1 pseudogene is annotated in these 521 nt (G+C 61.6%); it reads left to right on the plus strand.

The window, feature by feature from the left end:
* Positions 1 to 521 (plus strand): annotated as a pseudogene (locus tag ACW9IR_RS29590) (toxin VasX); the annotation flags it as partial.

Raw genomic sequence — 521 nt, forward strand, 5'->3', positions numbered from 1 at the left:
TCGACCGCCCGGCCATGGACGAAGTCCTCAACCGTCACCGCGACAACCTCGGCCGCTGGAACCGCTTGCTCGAACGGATCACCGCCGACCGTACGCAACTGCTGGTCGCCGGACGCTTCCATCGTTCGGCCTGGTACTTCGACGCACAAGTCGCGACGCAAATCGGCCAGGCCCTTAGCACCGAATACGCCTGCCTCAAGGACCTGTGCCGCAGCGACATCGCCAGCGAACAATTGCTCGGTTATCTCGAACAGCATCCAGAGTTGACCCGCACGTTGTTCTACACCTTGCCCCTGCGCCTGCAAGCGCAGCAGGCCGGGCAATATTCAACGCTGTTCAACGCCGGTATGGCGATGTTCAACAACCTGCCGGAATGGTTGGCCAAACTGAAGAAGATCGAACAACCCCAACTGCCGGCCCTCGACGAACTGCCCGAACACACTCGCGTCGTCGCGGCAGCCGTGCAGGACACCTACAGCCCGGCGCTGAACCTGGGTCTGAACCGCGTACTGGAAGGTTTC

The sequence above is a fragment of the Pseudomonas sp. SDT291_1_S447 genome, assembly GCF_054070155.1.